This is a genomic window from Melittangium boletus DSM 14713 (genome assembly GCF_002305855.1).
Classification (GTDB): domain Bacteria; phylum Myxococcota; class Myxococcia; order Myxococcales; family Myxococcaceae; genus Cystobacter; species Cystobacter boletus.
Genome location: NZ_CP022163.1, coordinates 9,597,205 through 9,613,492, shown reverse-complemented (window position 1 = coordinate 9,613,492; position 16,288 = coordinate 9,597,205). Strand labels below are relative to the sequence as shown.

Genomic DNA, 16,288 nt, shown 5'->3' with positions numbered 1-16,288 from the left:
TCCTGGCGCACATTTCAGGTGTGAGAAGGACAACAAACCCCTGTTGTTCCCGCTGTGCGCCCTCTCCGCGGGAAGAGAGGCACGGACGGGATAATTGCAAAGCTGTTGAACGGTCTGCTGTCTGGCCGTGGGCCGTGCGGCTTTCACCCAGACGGGGAGCGTGGATTTTGCCTCCGGAGGTTCGCGCGGAGCATTTCTGGGTCGCCCGAGCGAGGGTGCGCCTGTTCGCGCTGCCGCACTACATGGCGGAATCGCTTCGTGAGACTCTCTGGATAAGAATGTGTCCACCTCCAATCACATGCTGACGTGTGCTCCCGAGACGTTCTATCCTGACGAGGTTTGATGTTTCACCTCAGGCCGCAGTTCCCCCCTCCCGTTCGTCTTCCCCTTTCTTGAGGCCCATTCCCTTCATGAGAGTCTCTCCTCGATTTCTCGTGGCCGCGTTGCTCGTGACCGCGCTGGCGACAGCCTGCGGCTCGGACCCGGTCGTTCCACCCATTGAAGACCCAACGCAGACGGATGGCGGTTCGGGCGACGGCCCAGACTCCGGGAATCCGGATGCGGGTCCTGGGGACCCGGACGGAGGGCCCGTGGAGCCCCCCACGTCGGAGCACCCCTTCGATCCGCCTCCTGGACCCCGGAGCCCCAACAACACGAAGATCGACTCGGACTGTGACGGTCTGACGGACGCGGAGGAGTACGGCAACGTCTACACGGGTAATCAGCAGACGAACCCGGACATGTGGGACACGGACGGCGATGGTCTGCGCGATGGTGTCGAGACGGGCCGCACCTCCACGCTCAACAAAGATCCGCAGTGCGCGACCCTCTTCCTGTCGGACGCGGATCCCTCGACCCGGACCAACCCGACCAATCCCGACACGGATGGCGATGGACTCCGGGATGGTCTGGAGGACATCAATCATAATGGCAAGCTGGACCCGGGCGAGACGGATCCGGCCAACCGTGACACGGATGGCGATGGTCTCTCGGATGGCGAGGAGGACGTCAACAAGAACGGCCGGGTGGACCCGGGCGAGACGGATCCGCGTCTGCGTGACACGGATGGCGATGGCCTCTCGGATGCCATTGAGTTGAATGTCACCCATACGGATCCCCTCAATCCCGACTCGGATGGGGACTCCTGCAAGGACGGCGCGGAGGATCTCAACGGAAACGGCGTGAAGGATCCGGGCGAGACGGACCCCAAGAACTCCAAGGATTGCGGAGCGGGCACCTTCCCCGACTCGGATAATGATGGCGTGCCGGACTACATCGAGGAGTCCTCTGGCACGGACAAGAACAATCCGGATACGGATGGAGACGGTTTGCGTGATGGAGTGGAGGATCGCAACCGCAATGGTCTCGTGGACTCCGGTGAGACGGATCCGCGCAAGAAGGACTCGGATTGCGACGGTCTGGTCGACGGTCCGAACCTGGGCACCTTCAAGGGCGAGGATCTCAATGGCAACGGCGTGAAGGACTCGGGCGAGACGGATCCCACCAAGCGCGACACGGATGGCGACGGCTTGTTGGATGGCGTGGAGCTCGGAATTCCCACGAGCGCGGCGCCCGACACCAGCTGTGGCTACTCGGGGGATGCGGATCCCTCCACCACGACCAATCCGTTGAACCCCGACACGGATGGCGATGGAATCGCCGACGGCGCCGAGGACTCCAACCAGAACGGACGCAAGGATCCGGGCGAGCTCGACCCTCGCGACGGCACCGATGGCGCGAGCTCCTCGCCGGCGGGCCAGGCCTGCTCGGCGCAGAACCTGCGCCAGATCACCTTCAAGGAGGACAGCGGCGGCGATGTCCGGCTGGCGCTCCGGCTCACCTTCCAGGAAGTGCGGCAGATCTCGGTGGGCGGCAAGAGCCGGGGCTTCATCGGCTACGACGACACGAACAAGGTGGCCTTCATCGCCTACAAGCGTCCCACGACGGGGGGTTCCACCACGGTGGTGGGAGACGAGGCGTCGGTGCGCGCCCAGTTCTCTCCGGCCGTGACGGCGGGGACGACCCAGACCTTCACCACGTGGGATGGCCACCCGGCGCTCCAGGCCTTCTATGACTACGCCGCGGCGGGGAGCGCGACCACGTCGCTGCGTGACTACGCCAACTCGGTGGCCAACTCGCTCGTGGGTTCGGGCGCGGGGACGCTGACGGGCGGCACGGGCGTGGTGGGTCCCTACAAGCTGCAGACGCAGTACGTGCACCGCTCCGACTCGAGCGTGCTGGTGGTGGTGGCCATCACCCCCACGGCGCGCTTCGTGGAGCCGGGCCTCTTCGTCATGGGCGACACCGCGGGTGGTACGGCGCTGGCCCAGTTCGGCGACGCGGACGCGGTGCAGTGCGAGACCTTCACCACGGGCAACGGCATGGCCGACTTCCTCTTCGTGGTGGACGACAGCGGCTCCATGCAGACGTCCCAGAGCGCGCTGGGTGACGCGGCGACGGCCGTGGCCAACCGGCTGGGCAACTCGCAGCTCGACTGGCGCATCTCCATGGTGACCACGTCCTATACCCAGCCGGACTACTCGTGGGAGAACCGCAACGTGTTCCGCGGCTTCACCCGCGACATCAATCAGTTCAAGGCCTGGTTGCAGCAGAACGCGCCGTGTCCCGACCCGACCCAGGGCTGCTGGATCAACATCAATGGCGCGAGCGAGGAGCGCATCCTGGAAGGCGCGAAGGTGGCGGTGGACTACATGACCAACGCCAGCACGCCCGCGGCCAGGAAGTACCGTCCGGGAGCCCGGTTGGTGGTCATCGTCCTCACGGACGTGCGTGACCAGCCGGACACGCCGCCCGTCAGCACGTACATCAACTACTTCAAGGGCGCGAACCCCACGGGCCAGCTCATCCAGATGCACGGCATCATCTGCGACCCGGCTGGCGGCTATTGCTACCCGGGCGAGCCGGTGGATGATCCCCGCCACCTGGACGTCATCCAGGCCACCGGAGGCATCGTGGGCAGCATCCGCAGCACGGAGTCCATCAAGAACACCATCAACTCCATCGTGGACAGCGTGATCGCCTCCACGGGTTACCGCACGCTCAAGCCGCCCATCGGCGCCTCGGTGCGCGTGGCCCTGGAGTCGGTGCAGGATCCCACGAAGTGTCTGGCGAGCGATCTGCCCCGCAGCCGGGTCAATGGCTTCGACGTGGATGGCATCAGCCAGGCCCTGGCGTTCTACGGCGCGTGCCGTCCGACCTCTGCGGGCTCGACGAAGGCGGCCATCTCCTACCGGTACTGGAGCGACTTGACGGGCAACAAGGATGGCAACCCGCCGCCCTGCGCGACGGATGATTACTACGACTCGTCGGATCCGGACTTCTGCCGGGGCAATCTCACGTGCAACCGGCAGACGAACCGGTGTGATTGCCCGTCGGATTGTGGTGGCAACGCGCCGGTTGGCAAGGTGTGCAACAACAGCCGGGAAGTGTGTGACTTCACCTGCGGCGCGGAGTGCGGCGGAGCGTGCGGCAGCTTCCAGATGTGCAATACGGCCACGTGCACCTGCCAGTGCGTGGCGTCCGCCACCTGCGCTCCGGGCTTCCGGTTCGACTCGACGTCTTGCGGCTGCGTCTGCGACACGGCGGCGCTCAACTGTGGCTCCACCTATCAGCCCGACGCCGCCTCTTGCGCCTGTGTCTGCCAGGCCAATTGCGGCAACTCGTGTGTCACGGGCACGCAGTGCAACATGAGCACCTGCCGCTGCGAGCCGAAGTTGAACTGAGTCACTTCACCCCACATGCCCCGGCCGGGTCATCGGCCCGCCGGGAGCAGGGGTGAATCCGGGGCCGGGAGTCGCTGAAGAATCCAGCGGCTCTCGGCCCCGTTCTTTTGGCATGGCCTGGTCCACCAGAGCGCGCCAAGTGGGGAGGGAGGCTCCACGATCGGGAAAAAAGAAAACCCCGGAATCACTCCAAGAGTGATTCCGGGGCATGGCCAGGGTCGGACTTGAACCGACTACCTGCGGATTATGAGACCGCCGCTCTAACCAGATGAGCTACCTGGCCGCAGGGGGGTAACCTACGGCTTTTACTGCGGAACTTCTAGCGCCTTCTACCGCTCCTTCCGCCGATGTGCAACCTCGTACTGAGGAAGAATACCTCGGTGGACGGGTGTGGGTCCGCGAAACACGGGTCCACGGGCGGCTCTATACCACATGGCTCGCGGTCGGCAATGAGAACGACTCGCGGGGCGAGTTGGCTCGGCCCAAGATGGCCCCTGGCGTCTCCACGGCGAGGCCCAGGCCCAGGTGGCGCGCGCGCGGAGGGCGAGCCGGTCTACAGGCGCTGGGTGCGCCATGACGGGAGGATTCGATGCAGTCAGGCGGTGCGAGTGGCAATGTCATTGTCTTGAATGGTCCTTCGGTCGCGGGCAAGACGAGCATTCAGAAGAAGCTTCAAGAGGCTTTCGAGGAGCCCTACATGGCGATGGGCATCGACTCGATCCTCGTCGCCATGCTGCCCACGCGCTATTTCATGGGCACGCCCCCCGATCGCGAGCAATTGCTCCACGCCGAGTCCTCCGTGGATGAGAGCGGAGCACCGCTCTTCACCTTGCGTTTCGGACCCAAGGGGCGCCGGGTTGTCGCGGGCATGCACCGGGCCATCGCGGCGTTCGCGGAGCAGGGCAACAACGTCATCGTGGACTACATCCTCTATGAGCGCGACTGGCTCCCCGATCTCGCGAACGCGCTGCGCTCCGTGAATGCCTATTTCGTCGGTGTTCGCATTCCCCTGGAGATCCTCGAGGAGCGGGAGCGTCAGCGGGCCACGTCTCCGCGCGGACACGCGCGCAGCCACTACACGACGGTGCATGCTCACGGCGTGTATGACCTGGAGGTCGATACGTCGCGTGCCTCTCCCGAGGAGTGCGCGGCCCAGATCTCCGAGTACGTGCGCACCCACCCCCAGCCCACCGCCTTCGAGCAACTGCGAAAGCGATTCCAGTAGGGGAGGGCCCTACGCGTCGCGGTCGTCGAGGAGGGCGAGCCAGTCCTGGTGCGCGTCCCCGAAGGCGAGGAACGAGGGATTGGTGAGCTGTTCCTTGTTGTAGCGCAGCCGGTGTCCCCCGGTGTCCGTCACCGCGCCACCAGCGGCTTCCAGCACGCACTGCGCCGCGGCGGTGTCCCACTCGCAGGTGGGCTGGAAGCGGGGATAGAAGTCCGCCCGACCCTCGGCGATGAGGCAGAACTTGAGCGAGCTACCCAGGCTGGTGGTGCTCGCCGAGGGCAGGCGCGCGAGCAGCGCTTCCACGCGCGGGCCCGCGTGATCCCGGCTCGCCACCACGACGAGCCGATCCATCGCGGCCCTCCGCGTGCGCAGTGTCACCGGTTCCTGGCCGGGGTCGGCCCGGAAGGCACCATGGTCCTGGGCTCCCCAGTACGTCACTGCCGAGACGGGCACGTGCACCACGCCGAGCACGGGTTCTGCCCCGGAAATGAGGGCGATGTTGACGGTGAATTCACCGCTGCCCTTGATGAACTCCTTGGTGCCGTCCAGCGGATCCACCAGCCAGAAGGTGCTCCACCCGCGCCGCCCGGCGGTCTCCCGCGCATCCGATTCCTCGGACAGGACCGGGAGGGCGGGCGTGAGCCGTCTCAGGGAGTCGACGATGAGGGTGTGCGCGGCGCGATCCGCGGCCGTGAGCGGGGAGTCGTCCGCCTTGTGCTCCACAGCCAGGGGGCCTCCATGGAAGCGCAGCGTCGCGCGTCCCGCCTCGCGGGCCACGTCACACACGGCGCGGATCAGCGCCGGGTCCACCAGGCTCATGGATGTTCCTCGGGAAGAGGTTGCGACTCAGGAGGCGCGCGGCAGCTTGCGGCGGCCTATGCCATCCTCCGCGTCGTCCGACTCGTAATAGAGGGTTGCTCCTCCATCGTCGTAGACGACCAGCACGCGCTCGCTGTGTCCCAACAGTCCGGTGGCGGCGGCCTCCGCCTTGCGGATCAGGGTGTCGGCTCTCAGGGGGCGCTTCTTGGTGTTGCCTGTACGTACGGACGCACCGGGCATGCGGGGGATGACTCCTTGAGCCCTCCCATACGGAGAGGGGGGCACGTGCTATAGCCAAGGGAGGACTTCGTTGACAAGCGCTTGACACATGCCGGCTGGAAACGGGGTAAGGGAGCGTCATGAACCGCCGTCTTGTCGCCTGCCTCGTGTTCACTTTGGGTCTGTCGCTCGAGGCCCAGGCCCAATTGCCCACGCCCCGGGTTCCTCCGCAATCGCCTACCCCCGCCTGGTTGCCCCGAGGGGCTTTCCTGGGGACCTCCCTGCGCAGGGGGGCCGTGGTGCCCGAGGCCCGGCTTCAGTGGCAGCTGCCTTTCTTCCACCATTTCGAGGACACGCTCTCCCTGCTCATCGAGCCCACCGCCGCCGTCGCGGCCTCCAGGCCCGCCACGCTCCTGAGCGGCGATGGATCGCTCGCCGCCCTGCAGTTCTATTCACTGATGGTGGGGGTGGGGTACACCAGCCAGCAACCCACGGGAGTTCAGTGGGGTTTTCAGCTGGGAACCGGCCCCATGTGGTACAGGGCGCGCTTCACGGGAAGCACCAAGGCCCAGGAGTCGTACGTCGTGGGCCATCTGGACGGGCGTGCGCGGATTGGCTACCGCTTCGGTCCCATTGGCCTGGGCGTCGCGGTAGGGTATGGTGATCCCTACAACTACAAGCGGGCGAGTCTGGCGCGGCCGTACATCGGAGGCCTTCAGCTGGGCGTGTACGCGGACTGGCGCTAGGCGCCTCTGGACCCTGTCCTTCGGGTGGGGTGAAGTGTGTACGGACGATGGTCGAGCTCCTCAGCCTCCATATCGGCCGCTTCCACAAGGAGCGGGCGGATTACGAGCGGACGCTGCCACCCGCGGTGCTGGTCTTCATGCCGCCTCCGGTGGTGGCCCAGGTGCTCGACGAGCGGGAGGAGCGCCATCAGTTCCGCACGCTCACCAGTGTGGTCACTCCCATGTTAGGGGTGGGCGAGCCGGTGGTTTTCCCGGTGACCAAGAATCAAGAAAACGCATTCGGCCGGGGAATCACCGTGGGGCGCACGGGCAACAACGACGTGGTGCTCGACGATGGGACGGTGTCGCGCTTCCATGCCTGGTTCCAGCGCGAGCCGGACGGGGGCTATCTGCTCACCGACGCGGGTTCGAAGAATGGGTCGTACGTGGCGGGGGTGCGGCTGGTGCCCCGGCGCGCGACGGCGCTGGCCGATGGAACGCGGCTGCGCTTCGGTCAGGTGGAGCTGACGTTCTACCTGGCCAGTGGCTTCACGAAGGTGCTCGCGCGGCGGCCAGGACCGTGAGCTTGTCAGCCCGTGCCGGGACTTCGTAACGTGGGATTCCCCTCGGGAGAGGGAGCAGGGAGCGTTCGCGGTGCCATTGACGACAGAGGCGTTCGGCCTGACGGATGTGGGCCGGAAGCGGCAGCACAATGAAGATGCGATGCTCGTGGATGCACCGCTCGGCCTGTTCATCGTGGCCGACGGCATGGGCGGCCATGCGGCCGGCGAGGTGGCGAGCTCCCGGGCCACCGAGGTGGTGCGCCAGCACATGGTGTCCAACCGCCACCTGCTCAAGGACTTGAGCACCAACACGAGCCAGGACGCGCGCAACGCGGCCCAGGCCCTGATGGAAGTGGCCATCCAGCGTGCCTGCGCGGACATCTTCCGCATGGCCCTGTCGGATCCGTCCAAGCGCGGCATGGGCACCACCTTCGTGTGCCTGGCCGTGAGCGGCAACAAGGGCGTCATCGGGCATGTGGGTGACTCGCGCATCTATCTGGTGCGTCACGGTCAGTGCCACCGGCTCACCGAGGATCACACGCTCGTGGCCGCCCAGCTCAAGGCGGGCACCATCACCAAGGAGCAGGCGGCCACCTCCCAGTACCGCAACGTCATCACCCGCGCGGTGGGCATCCAGGAGTCCGTCCAGGTCGACACGCTCATCGTGGACCTGTTCCCGGGCGACCTGTTCCTTCTGTGCTCGGACGGTCTGCACGGCTACCTGGACGATGACGAGGTGCTGCCGCTCGTGCAGGGTTCCTCCCCGGTGGAGCTGCCCAAGCGCTTCGTCGACCTGGCCAACGAGCGCGGCGGCAAGGACAACATCACCGCCGTGGTGGTGAAGGTGTCCGGCGAGGGCACGCTCGAGGCGGAGACGAGCGAAGCGCAGAGCCGCATGGAGGCGCTGCGCAAGATTCCGCTCTTCCGCCACCTCACCTACAAGGAGCAGACGGCGGTGCTGTCCATCGCCACCACGCGCACCTTCCCCGCGGGGCGGGAGATTGTCGTGGAGGGTCAGCCGGGCGAGGAGCTCTTCGTGGTCATCCGCGGCCGGGTGGTCATCGAGAAGAGCGGGGTGGAGATCGCCGAGCTGCGGCCGGGTGGCCACTTCGGAGAGATGGGCCTCATCGACAACGCCCCCCGCTCGGCCACCGTGCGGGCGGTCGAGCCCACGCGCACCATGGTCATCTCCCGGTCCGACTTGATGGGCCTCATGAAGCGGGAGTCCATCCTGGCGGTGAAGATGCTCTGGAGCTTCGTGCAGGTGCTGTCCGACCGTCTGCGGGCCACCAACTCGGAGCTGAGCGAGGCACGCCAGGAGCTGGCGGTGGCGCAGGCCATCCAGCCGTTCGCCGAGGAGTAGGGCCCCCCTTGCGGGGTCTGGCGGGACCGTCCGGCGCAGGACGCGCCGGAATGAATGCGCCGAAATGACGGTTGGCAGGCCGGTTGCGGGGTTAGTGTCCCGCGCCGTCCTCCATGCGCAAATGGCTCGTCATATCGGTGGCGTCCGTTCTGGTGTTCGTCGCGGTGGCCGTGCTGTGGCCGATCGGCCCACGTGCCCCGGCTCCCGCCGTCATCCGTGAGCCCCCAGCGCGCGCGCTGCCCTCTTTCGAATCCGTGGAGGTGTCCTCGGGCACTTCCGAGGGGTTGACCCTCACCGGGCGGGTGTTGGATCCGGCGGGCCGGCCCGTGGCGGGCGCGGACGTGTTCCTCGCCGCGAGCGCGCAGAAGACGCTCACCTCGGTGCGCTGCGACGAGTGCGGACTGGCGCTGCTGGCGTGTCCCGCCCGGGAGAGCGCCCAGCACGCGTGGGATTTCTTCGAGCAGGCCCATGGCTTCCTGCGCTCCATGCTCAGCGTGCGCACGGACGCGCAGGGCCGCTTCCGATTCGATCATCTCGTCGGGGTGTCCTTCTCCGTCTGGGCCCGGGCCGACGGTTTTGGTGCCGCCATGCGCGAGCGCGCCGCCCCGGGCGAGCCGGTGGAGCTGTATCTGCCCGCGCCCCGGAGCATCTCCGGACAGGTGGTGGACGACGCGGGCCGAGGTCTGCCGGGTGCTCGCGTGCACGCGGTGTCGCGCAAGGTGCCTCTGCCGTCCGAGGCGGTGACGGGGCCGGATGGTTCCTTCACCCTGGCCGGACTGGGTGAGGGGCCCTTCTACGTCCTGGCCTCCGCGAAGGGGTTCCTGCCCGCGGTGGAGCCCCAGGTGGAGGCGGGCGCGCGCGTCCTGCGAATGCGGTTGGAGCCCTCGCGCACGCTGGAGGTGCGCGTCACCCGCCAGGGCCAGCCCGCCACGGCCCTGGTGCGGCTCAAGGCGGATCACCTGTCCCGGGAGGCTCGTGCCGAGGGAGGCGTGGTGCGCTTCGAGGACTTGTACCCGGACTCGCTCGTGGTGTCGGCCGAGGCGGGTGGGTGGGGCGCCGCGCCGCGAAGCCTGACGCTGAGCGAGCGGCTCACCCGGGTGACGCTCGAGCTGGAGGAAGCGGGCTCGCTGCTCATCACCGTGGTGGATGAAGCCGGGGAGCCGGTCCCCTCGCCCCAACTGGTCCTGCACACCGCCCGGGGCAATGACGCCATCCAGGCCCAGAAGCCCTCCACCGGCGAGCTGGTGCGGTTCGGCCCCTTCTCCGTGGGCGACTACGTCCTGGAATGCCGGGCCCAGGGGTTCCGGGATGTGCGGTTGCCCGCCCGCATCAAGCCGGGAGAGACGGCCCTGGAAGTGGAAATGGCCCGCGCCACGGTCATCGCTGGCCACGTGTTGGACCAGTACGGCCGGCCGGCGCCCAATGTGTCCGTGCTCGTGCAACCCACGGGTGAGGCCGTGCTGGCGGACGGCGAGGGCCATTTCTCCGTGCCCGTGCCCTCGCCGGGCCTGTACGAGCTGCACGCGCACCACTCCGAATGGGGCGGCGGGCAGGTGAAGGTGACGGCGCCCACCGAGGACGCGAAGCTGGAGCTGGAGCCCCGGGCGGCGATCGAGGTGACGGTGACCGCCGAGGGACGCCGGGTGGAAGGCGCGGATGTGGTGCTGTGGGTGGAGGGTGATGGCATCTTCCGCAGCGATTCCTCCTCGGGCTCCGATGGGCTGGTCCCCATGCGCGGTCTGCCTCCGGGGACCTACTCGATGGTGGCCATGCACCCGGACTACCTGCCCTCGGAGCGGCAGAAGGTGGAGGTGGCGGACGGGCAGACCGTCCGGGTGACGGTGTCTCTCGAGTCCGGCAATCCCCTGAGTGGCGAGGTGGTGGACACCCGGGGCCAGCCCGTGGCGGGGGCCTCGGTGTCGGTGCTTCCGCGCATGAGCGAGCCGGTGACGACGGACGCCCAGGGACACTTCGAGGTGCGCGCGCTCAAGCCCGGACGCCCCTACCTGGTGGAGGCACGTCACCCCGGCTACGACCAGCACGACCGTGTGCAGGGCTCCGCGGGTGGCGAGCCCGTGCGGGTGGTGCTGACGGCACGCGAGACGTTCACCGGCAGGGTCGTGGATCAGAACGGCGAGCCGGTGCGGCGCTTCCGCCTGGATGAGCATGACGTGACGAGCACGGACGGGCGCTTCGAGCTGGCGCTGGCCACCGCGGGGGATCGCCTCATCGTCTCCGTGGAGGCGCCGGGCTTCGAGCCGCTGATGGTGGACAAGCCCTCGAAGCCGAATGACCTGGGCGAGCTGGTGCTGCAGCGCGCGCCCCTGGTGACGGGGCTCGTGCGAGAGGAGGGCGGCGGACCCGTGTCGGACGCGGTGGTGGGGTGTGACGCGTGCGAGGACTCGGTGATGACGGGGCCGGACGGCCGCTTCTCGCTGCCCAGCCCCGCCTTCGTGTCGAAGTTCAACGTGTCGGCGCGAAAGGGCCGCCTGAGCGCCTCGGTACCGGCCTCGCGAGAGGACAGGGCGGTGGAGCTGGTGCTCAAGCCCGCTACCCACCTGTCCGGTACGGTGTACCAGCCGAACGGCACGCCCGCCGCGGGCATCCAGGTGGAGGGCGTCAACGCGGACCGCGGCGAGCCCTTGAGCTTCGTCACGGGCCCGGACGGGCGCTACAGCGTGGACGTGGCTCCGGGCAACTACCGCTTCTCGATCGGTTCGGGGCGGGACTTCGCCGGTGAGCCCGCCCTCCTGGTGCAGGTGGGGGAATCGGAGCGGCGGATGGACTTTGGACCGGCCCCGGGTTCGGCCTCGCTGACGGTGCGGTTGAAGACCGGGCAGGGCAAGGCGCTGTGGGTCATCGCCGGGGACGTGCGTTCCGTGGGCAACCCGCCCCGGGAGCTGCTGCGGGCCAGCTACGGACAGATGGTCTACCAGCCGCGTGGCGACAGCCTCACCCTGCAGGGCTTCCCCCCGGGGCGCTACACCCTGGTCTGGGCGAACTTCCATTCGGACTCGGAAGAGGGGCCCATGCTTCGCACGGTGGATCTGCCCACCTCGGGGGAAGTGGTGCTCGGCCCCTGAGGTGCTAGCGTCGACGGGATGCGGAAGCCCTTCCTCCGCGTCCACGCCCTTCGGCTGCGCAACTGCTGGAAGCTCATCCTGGGGGTGACGCTGCTCGCCACCGCGGTCGCGGCGCTCTGCCAGCGCCATGATCTGTTGCGCATGCGAGACGCCGAGCTCTCCGCCTACGACAACGGCCTCACGCTCTTCACCCGGGGCCGGCCACGCTCTGGCGAGGTGGTGATCGTCGGCATCGATGACAAGGCGTTGCAGGGCATCCGGGACAACCCCCGCTACACGCGCAACTACGGCGTCTATCCCTACTCGCGCAACCTCTGGGCGCTCGTCTTCGAGCACCTGATGGACCAGGGGGCCCGCGCCATCGTCTTCGACGGCGTGATGGACGAGCGGGGCACCGATGAGGGGAATGATGCCGCGCTCGTCCAGGTGGTGGAGACGCGGAGGGTTCCACTCACCCTGGGGTTCAGCGTCAACGCGGGCCAGCCCGCCTTGCCTCCCGTGACGCCCGCCAACCGCCTGCCCGGTACCGTACTGCCCAGTTCCCCGGAGGTCGTCTCCGAGGATCCCTTCGGCTTCCCGGAAGAGGAGACCCCCACGGCCCCTCCACCCGGCGAGGTGGCCCAGGCGCTCGCCTTTCCCGTGCGCCATCCCGGGCTCACGTTGCCTCCGTTGGCGCATGACCCTCGCGACGGAGGCCCCCGGCTCTCCCTCCACCCCGTACCACCCCTGCCAGGTCTGCTGCGCGTCACGCCCGGCTTCGGGCTCGTCTGGATGGAGGCGGATCGGGATGGACGCTTGCGCCGCACGCGCTTCGTCTACTCGGACGGCGCCAACACCTACGTCACGCTGGCGGTGGCGGCGGTGGCGGATCTCCTCGGCGCGGAGCACGTGGAGCTCACCCCGGGCCGGTTGAAGCTGGGCGCGCGGGAGCTCCCCATCAACCCGGATGGCAGCGCGGAGCTGGACTTCGGCGGCCCCTGGCAGGAGCGGTTCGAGGCCTTGAGCGTCTACGCGGTGCTGGAGGATTGGGCCCGCCGCCAGGAGCACCGCGAGCGTGGCACGCCCTACGTCCCCGTCCTGCCCGAGGATACCTTCAAGGGCAAGGTGGTCATCGTGGGGGGGCTGTCCGTGGGGACTGGCGATGTGAAGGCCACGCCGTTCCAGAGCGAGGCCCCGGGAGTCGTCAAGCACGCGGTGGCGTTGGAGGCGCTCCTGTCAGGGCGTTTCATCACCGAGGCTCCCTTCTGGGTGTCCCTGCTGCTCACCGCCGCCGTGGCGTTCTTCTCCGTGGCCCTGCTCACGCTCGTGCGCGCGCCCCTGCTGGAGCTGCTCTGGCCCCTGGCGCTCTACTTCGGCTTCTTCCTCCTGCCCGGCATGTTCCTCGCGCGGGGAATCCACGTGCTCAGCGCCATGCCCATCTACGCGGGTGAGTTCGCCTGCCTGTCCGCGGTGGCCTTCAACCACATGTTCGCCAACCGCGAGCGCGAGCGGCTGCGCGAGTCCTTCAACCGCTTCCTGGACAAGACGCTGGTGGATCAGCTCGTCGAGCAGCAGCGGTTGCCCTCCCTGGAGGGGGAGACGCGGGAGATCACCGCCTTCTTCTCCGACATCCGTGGCTTCTCCTCGTTCAGCGAGCGCTTCAAGGACGATCCCAAGGCGCTCGTGGCGCTGCTCAACCGCTACCTCACGCGCGTCAGCTCGGTGTTGATGGCGCACGGGGCCTGTCTGGACAAGTACATCGGCGACGCGGTGGTCTGCCTCTTCGGCGCACCGCTGGACCTGGCCGACCACGCGGTGCGCGCCTGCCACGCGGCGCTCGCCGTGCGCACCGAGGTGGATTCCCTCCGCGCCGAACTTCGGAAGGAGGGCCTGCCGGATGTCTACACCCGCATGGGTCTCAACTCGGGGGAGATGTTCGTGGGCAACTTCGGCAGCGAGCACCTGCTCGACTACACCGCCATCGGCGACGGAATGAACCTGGCGGCCCGGCTCGAGGGCGCCAACAAGGCGTACGATACGGTCATCCTCATCGGCCCGCGCACGTACGCGCTCGCGCATGCGCACATCGAGGCGCGGGAACTGGATCGGGTCCGGGTGGCGGGCAAGGCGGAGGTGGTGACCGTGTACGAGTTGCTGGCGCGCCGGGGCGAACTGTCCTCCGCCCGGAAGGCCACCGTGGCGCGCTACGCCCAGGCGCTCGCGTTCTACCGTGAGGCCCGCTTCGCCGAGGCGGTGCGCGTGCTGGAAGACGCACTCGCGGCGGACGCGGAGGATGGGCCGAGCCGCGTGCTCCTCGCGCGGTGCCAACACTACGTATCCCATCCACCCGCCATGCCCTTCGAGGGCGTGACGAATCTGGAGAAGTGATCATGAACCGTGAACGACTTGCCGCCCTGTTGGCGTTGACGGGCGTTTCCCTCGCGGGGGCCGCCCTGGCCCAGAAGCCCTCCGTGTTGTACGTCAAGGCGAAGAACACCCACCTCAAGGATTCGAGCAAACCCTCCGCCACCACGCTCGCCATCCTCCAGCCGGGCCACACCGTGTCGTACCTCGGACGCGAGGGCACCACCCCCTGGCATCAGGTGACCGCCGTGACGCCGAAGGGCTCCTTGCAGGGCGTCATCTATCAGGCCAACCTCAGTGCCTCGCCTCCGGCCCTGGAGGTGACGAGTGAGTCGCCCGACAAGCCCCTGTCGCCCGAGGCCTTCGCGTCCTCGGGCGCGGCCATCAAGGCGCTGGGGCAGGGGGCTATCGCCTATGGCAAGTCACTCCCGCTCCCTCAGAGCGTGGATCAACTCTCCAAACTGGAGGACCTCGCCAAGGACGTGGAGGACGCGCAGGTGGCGGCCTATGCCCAGGCGGGCGGCCTGCCCGCCGTGGTGGGTACGAGCAAGATCGCCAAGGCGAGCACGGTGAAGAGCACGTCGAAGAAGGGGGCGAAGCGATGAACCGCCGTCTCATCCTTCCGGTGGCCTGTCTGCTCTTGTGTGGTTTTGGAACCTGCTCTCAGTACATCGAGGCGAAGCAGGAGTCGCTGGCCCGCAAGGAGGAAATGGTCAAGGAATGCGCGGTGCTCGAGAGCCGGGTCATTTCCTTCGACGAGGAGCGGGCGTTCGGTGGCGCGGTGGGGGTCCGCTGGGTGAGCGAGGGAGGCGGCCTCACGAAGCACGCGGATCACCATGCGCTGCACGTGCAGCTCAACAAGATCGGCAAGAACCTCGCGGCGCAATCCAGCCGTCCCTCCCTGCCGTGGACCTTTGGCGTGCTCCAGTCCGAGGGCATCAACGCGGTGAGTGGACCCGGCGGCTATGTCTTCGTGTCCGAGGGGCTGCTCGCGCGGCTGGACAACGAGGCCGAGCTCGCGGGCGTGCTGGCCCATGAAATCGCGCACATCACGCGCAAGCACGCCTTGATCGAATACCAGAAGTTCCTCGTGGACGAGTGCAGGTCGGCGGCGGCGGCCGAGGGGCGTCGTCCGGAGAAGGAAGCCCTGAAGGGGCTGGTCTCCGAGGTCGGCCAGGCGGCCCAGAACAGCGTGGCGGAACTCGTCGGCGCCCTGTCCTGGGGTCAGTGGGGCGAAGTGCTCGCCCAGGTCACTCGTTCGGTGAATGGGTTCAACATCGACGAGGCGAGCGAATCCATCGTCCGCGCCATCATGGACAGCTTCCTCCAGAACCTCATGAAGAAGGGCCTCGGCAAGGACGATGAGTACGCCGCGGACCTGGATGCGGTGGAGTTGATGGCGGCCGCCGGCTATGCGCCCGAGGCATACGTGTCCTTCCTGGGAAAGCTGCCCACGAAGGGTCTTTCCACGCCCCATCCGAGCAACAAGGATCGGCAGAAGAGGCTGGCCACCCACTTGGATGAGCTGCGCGAGCGGGGGGCCGCGCGGGATTTCACCACGCCCGTGGACCTGACCCGCACGGCGGTCATTCCCCTCCGGGACGAGCTGCTGGCCCGACGGGCGGGCAGTGCCGAGCGCTGAGCCTCGCGCCGCGGTTCAATCGGCGTGGAGCTCGGGAGGGGCGAAGTGCCGCCGGATCCTCGCGGCGTCGGAGCCCCGCTCCGCGTCCACCAGTCGGGCGAGTGCGAAATCCACGGCCGAGGCCATGTCGGAGACGGCGATATGCGGCATGGGGGGCGGCATGAGGTGGAAGACGAGACTCATCGACAATCGGAGGGAGGCCGAGGGCGCGACGATGGCATTGCAGAGGACGTGCTCGCGCATCCTGGCCTCGTGCTGGCGCATCCACTCCGCCAGTTGGCGGCACTGCGCGAGCGGGGGAATCCCCGCCTGACTGACGTCCGTGATGCTGGCGTACTTCCCCCCGCGCGCCAGGACGGACGTGGAACCCGCGAGGAATTGCGCGAACTGCCCATTCGTCATCACACCGGTGATGCGCAGGATGACGAGGGGCCAGTGCGAATCGTCGAAGGTAAGGGTGGCGCTCATGACTGCTCCGGCTCGGACGGAAACCGGCTGTTCCTGGAACAGCCGACGCTGATGCCGTCCCCACCCCGACACCCTGTTCGGACCCCGAGGGTCCG

The 16,288-nt window shown here is 67.9% G+C and carries 12 protein-coding genes and 1 tRNA gene; 9 read left to right on the top strand and 4 right to left on the bottom strand.

The genetic code is table 11. The features are described from left to right. Positions 1-410 precede the first annotated feature (410 nt). Entirely contained in the window at positions 411-3,743 is a 3,333-nt protein-coding gene (gene cglD / locus MEBOL_RS39600) for an adventurous gliding motility lipoprotein CglD (RefSeq protein ID WP_095982262.1), read from the top strand. Between the two features lie 209 nt (positions 3,744-3,952). On the opposite strand, the gene MEBOL_RS39595 is transcribed toward cglD, so the two are convergent. Then, a tRNA-Ile gene (locus MEBOL_RS39595) sits at positions 3,953-4,026 on the bottom strand. A 306-nt stretch (positions 4,027-4,332) separates the two neighbouring features. Here MEBOL_RS39595 and MEBOL_RS39590 point away from each other — a divergent pair. After that, positions 4,333-4,968: a chloramphenicol phosphotransferase CPT family protein gene (locus MEBOL_RS39590; protein ID WP_095982261.1), complete on the top strand. Its 636-nt coding sequence runs from the start codon at positions 4,333-4,335 to the stop codon at positions 4,966-4,968. 9 nt (positions 4,969-4,977) lie between these two features. Here MEBOL_RS39590 and cysQ read toward each other — a convergent pair whose 3' ends face one another. Next, entirely contained in the window at positions 4,978-5,787 is an 810-nt protein-coding gene (cysQ, locus tag MEBOL_RS39585; RefSeq protein ID WP_095982260.1) for a 3'(2'),5'-bisphosphate nucleotidase CysQ, read from the bottom strand. 27 nt (positions 5,788-5,814) lie between these two features. Next, entirely contained in the window at positions 5,815-6,027 is a 213-nt protein-coding gene (locus tag MEBOL_RS39580; protein ID WP_095982259.1) for a hypothetical protein, read from the bottom strand. A gap of 119 nt (positions 6,028-6,146) precedes the next feature. Here MEBOL_RS39580 and MEBOL_RS39575 point away from each other — a divergent pair, with 119 nt between their 5' ends. From MEBOL_RS39575 to MEBOL_RS39545, 7 genes are all read left to right on the top strand, one after another. Continuing rightward, a complete protein-coding gene (locus MEBOL_RS39575; RefSeq protein WP_157823957.1) occupies positions 6,147-6,752 on the top strand; it encodes a hypothetical protein in 606 nt (201 codons plus the stop codon). A gap of 47 nt (positions 6,753-6,799) precedes the next feature. Beyond that, positions 6,800-7,315, top strand: a complete 516-nt coding sequence (locus MEBOL_RS39570) for an FHA domain-containing protein (protein ID WP_095982257.1) — start codon at positions 6,800-6,802, stop codon at positions 7,313-7,315. A gap of 139 nt (positions 7,316-7,454) precedes the next feature. After that, positions 7,455-8,657: a cyclic nucleotide-binding domain-containing protein gene (locus tag MEBOL_RS39565; RefSeq protein WP_239578081.1), complete on the top strand. Its 1,203-nt coding sequence runs from the start codon at positions 7,455-7,457 to the stop codon at positions 8,655-8,657. Positions 8,658-8,770: 113 nt separating this feature from the next. Then, positions 8,771-11,740: a carboxypeptidase regulatory-like domain-containing protein gene (locus MEBOL_RS39560; RefSeq protein WP_095982255.1), complete on the top strand. Its 2,970-nt coding sequence runs from the start codon at positions 8,771-8,773 to the stop codon at positions 11,738-11,740. An 18-nt stretch (positions 11,741-11,758) separates the two neighbouring features. Beyond that, complete coding sequence (locus MEBOL_RS39555) at positions 11,759-14,107, top strand: adenylate/guanylate cyclase domain-containing protein (RefSeq protein ID WP_095982254.1); 2,349 nt, start codon at positions 11,759-11,761, stop codon at positions 14,105-14,107. Between the two features lie 2 nt (positions 14,108-14,109). Continuing rightward, positions 14,110-14,688, top strand: a complete 579-nt coding sequence (locus MEBOL_RS39550; protein ID WP_095982253.1) for a hypothetical protein — start codon at positions 14,110-14,112, stop codon at positions 14,686-14,688. Further along, the gene (locus MEBOL_RS39545) at positions 14,685-15,725 is read left to right on the top strand and encodes a M48 family metalloprotease (RefSeq protein ID WP_245919276.1); all 1,041 of its coding nucleotides are present in this window, start codon (positions 14,685-14,687) and stop codon (positions 15,723-15,725) included. The genes MEBOL_RS39550 and MEBOL_RS39545 overlap by 4 nt, the downstream gene beginning before the upstream one ends. Positions 15,726-15,740: 15 nt before the next feature. Here MEBOL_RS39545 and MEBOL_RS39540 read toward each other — a convergent pair whose 3' ends face one another. Continuing rightward, positions 15,741-16,193 (bottom strand): hypothetical protein, encoded by a 453-nt coding sequence (locus MEBOL_RS39540; RefSeq protein ID WP_095982252.1) that lies wholly within the window; start codon positions 16,191-16,193, stop codon positions 15,741-15,743. Between the last annotated feature and the right edge of the window lie 95 nt (positions 16,194-16,288).

Coding starts and splice junctions, on each gene's coding strand:
- MEBOL_RS39580 (WP_095982259.1), bottom strand. CDS start 6,027: ATGCCCGGTGCGTCCGTACGTACAGGCAACACCAAGAAGCGCCCCCTG.
- MEBOL_RS39570 (WP_095982257.1), top strand. CDS start 6,800: ATGGTCGAGCTCCTCAGCCTCCATATCGGCCGCTTCCACAAGGAGCGG.
- cglD (WP_095982262.1), top strand. CDS start 411: ATGAGAGTCTCTCCTCGATTTCTCGTGGCCGCGTTGCTCGTGACCGCG.
- MEBOL_RS39560 (WP_095982255.1), top strand. CDS start 8,771: ATGCGCAAATGGCTCGTCATATCGGTGGCGTCCGTTCTGGTGTTCGTC.
- MEBOL_RS39565 (WP_239578081.1), top strand. CDS start 7,455: ATGCTCGTGGATGCACCGCTCGGCCTGTTCATCGTGGCCGACGGCATG.
- MEBOL_RS39555 (WP_095982254.1), top strand. CDS start 11,759: ATGCGGAAGCCCTTCCTCCGCGTCCACGCCCTTCGGCTGCGCAACTGC.
- MEBOL_RS39545 (WP_245919276.1), top strand. CDS start 14,685: ATGAACCGCCGTCTCATCCTTCCGGTGGCCTGTCTGCTCTTGTGTGGT.
- MEBOL_RS39550 (WP_095982253.1), top strand. CDS start 14,110: ATGAACCGTGAACGACTTGCCGCCCTGTTGGCGTTGACGGGCGTTTCC.
- cysQ (WP_095982260.1), bottom strand. CDS start 5,787: ATGAGCCTGGTGGACCCGGCGCTGATCCGCGCCGTGTGTGACGTGGCC.
- MEBOL_RS39590 (WP_095982261.1), top strand. CDS start 4,333: ATGCAGTCAGGCGGTGCGAGTGGCAATGTCATTGTCTTGAATGGTCCT.
- MEBOL_RS39575 (WP_157823957.1), top strand. CDS start 6,147: ATGAACCGCCGTCTTGTCGCCTGCCTCGTGTTCACTTTGGGTCTGTCG.
- MEBOL_RS39540 (WP_095982252.1), bottom strand. CDS start 16,193: ATGAGCGCCACCCTTACCTTCGACGATTCGCACTGGCCCCTCGTCATC.